This is a genomic window from Actinomadura sp. CNU-125 (assembly GCF_001942465.1).
GTDB lineage: Bacteria > Actinomycetota > Actinomycetes > Streptosporangiales > Streptosporangiaceae > Spirillospora.
In genome coordinates this window covers 1-2,297 of record NZ_MKJY01000468.1, presented here as the reverse complement: position 1 = coordinate 2,297, position 2,297 = coordinate 1, and the positions used below count along the sequence as shown (strand labels likewise).

General features: G+C 70.4%; 1 protein-coding gene and 1 pseudogene. Both read right to left on the bottom strand.

The window, feature by feature from the left end:
* Window positions 1-191 precede the first annotated feature (191 nt).
* On the bottom strand, window positions 192-1,421 hold the full coding sequence (locus BJF79_RS37930) for an IS110 family transposase (protein ID WP_075904619.1): 1,230 nt from the start codon (window positions 1,419-1,421) through the stop codon (window positions 192-194).
* A gap of 171 nt (window positions 1,422-1,592) precedes the next feature.
* A pseudogene (locus BJF79_RS37925) lies at window positions 1,593-2,297 on the bottom strand (IS256 family transposase); the annotation flags it as partial.

Here is a 2,297-nt window from a genome sequence, read left to right as displayed (position 1 = left end):
TTCAGCTGTTTGGCCACCGCCCCGGCGTCCTTGCGGGCGACCGGCCTCAGCGCATTTCGGATCAGGTGAACCACGCAGACTCCCGCTGTCAACCTGGGCGGCTATAGAAACCCGGTCGGACAGGGTTCCTGTTTTGGCAGGCCGAGGGCCCGCAGGGCGGCGCGCCGTGCGGGTGTTCTTCGGGAACGCGGTTAGGCCGCGGTGTTGTCCTGCTGGGCGGCCGGGTGTTTGGCGGCGTCGTAGGGGACGTGGTCGGTCCAGCAGCGCCAGAGGATGCGGGTCCAGCGGGCGCCCAGGCCGCGCAGGGCGCGGTATTTGCCGTGGCCGCGGGCGCGTGCGTCCTCGTAGGCCTGTCGGGCCCAGTCGGTTTCGCGGGTGGAGGTGAAGGCCCACCAGTCGATGGCGTGGCGCATGCGCTTGTTGGCGGCGTAGCGGAAGCGGACCTGATGCATCCGGCCGGACGCTCGGGTCACCGGGGCCAGGCCGGTCTCGGCCAGTAGCACGGCCGGGTGGGGGTAACGGGCGCGGTCGTCGCCCATCTCGGAGATGAGCACGGCGGCGGTGACGGGCCCGATGCCGGGGAAGCTGCGGAAGATGGGGGCGTCGGGGTGGGCGTCCAGTAGTTCGGCCAGGCGCTTGTCGCAGGCCCGGACCTGGCCGTTGAACAGCCGTAGCTGGTCGACGAACAGACCGGCGGTGAACTGCTTGCCGGCGGTGGTGCCCGGAGCGGCCGTCAGCAGATGCGGGCGCATCCGCTCGACCAGGACGGCGGGTTCGACGCGGCCGGAGTAGCCGTGCCGCCGGCAGAATCCCTCCATCCTGGCCTCGCCGACTCGGCCCGCCTGGGCGGGAGTGGGGTAGTCGCCGATGAACGCCAGGGCGATGTCGCGGTCCAGGGAGGAGAACAGGTGCAGGGGCGCCGGGTGATAGCTCTCCAGGATGGCGCGCAGCCGGGACTCCACGCTGCGCTGGGAGACGACGATGCGCTCGCGGTCGCGGGTGACGGCGGCCAGTTCGGCCGTCAGCGCCGCGGGCACCGACAAGGGCCGCCAATGGGGGTGCTCATGGCGCAGGGTGTCGGCCAGGACGAACGCGTCGAAGGCGTCGGACTTGGTCGCGGCGAGCCGGTAACGTTCCCGGGCCCGGGCGGACACCTTCGGGGAGACGCAGTAGACCGGCAGGCCACGCTGCTGCAGGTGCTCGACCAGCAGCCCTTCGCCTCGTTCGATCGCGACTTTGACATCGGCCCGGCCGGCGAGCTGCTCGTCGAGCTCGGCCAAGCCCGCCACATCATGGCGGACACGACGCTGAACCAGGACTTGGCCGGTGGCGTCGACGATGCACAGCTGATGACAGGTGCCGCCCCAGTCGATCCCGGCGAACACGGGCTCGGCGGACAGGCCGTCGGTGGAAGTGGCCATTGCGCTCCTTCGCGGAGGGGTGGGCCACCTGTGCAGGCCGGCTTCCTCGGAACCTCATCTCGGCGCTCGAAGCGCGACTCCCGCTGACCGATGTGAAGCCCGCCACCGCCCCGGACCGGCAGGTCTGCATGAGGACCTCGAAGGTGCGCGTCTGCATAGGTCGTGCCCGGGGCGGCGCAGGTGACCGGCGAGACGCTCTCGCCACCGACGAGTGTGCACGGATGAAGTTTGCACCACCGTGGCGGGGAACGCGGCGCCGATGGCGTCCTCGAACCCCTTCAATCCGTCGCAGCAGGCGATGAGGACGTCGCGGACGCCGCGGTTGCGCAGGTCGGTCGTCACCGACGTCCAGAACCGGGCGCTCTCCCCGGCGGTCGCGGACTCGGCCGGGGTCCGCGCGAGCCAGATGCCCAGCACGTGTTTCTCTCCGTCGGTGTCGATCCCGACCGCGATGTAGGCGGGCTTGTTCTGCACGACGTGGTTGTCGCGCACCTTCACCACGAGCGCGTCCAGGAACACCACGGCGTAGGTCGGGTCGAGCGGGCGGGTCTGCCAGGCTTTGACCTCGTCCATCACCTGGTCGGTGATGCGGGAGACCTGCTCGTGCGACAACTCGGTGCCGTACACCTGCTTGAGGTGGTGCAGGATGTCGCGCACCGACATGCCGTGCGCGTACAACGAGATGATCATGTCGTCCAGGCCGCCGGTGATGCGCCCGGCCCGCTTGGGCACCAGCACCGGCTCGAACGTCCCGGCCCGGTCCCGCGGAACCGACAGCCGGACGGGACCGACCCCGGTCTGCACCGTCTTGCCCTTGCCCCGCCCGTTGCGCGAGTTGCCCGAGTTGTTCCCCGCCGGGTTGTGCTTGTCATAGCC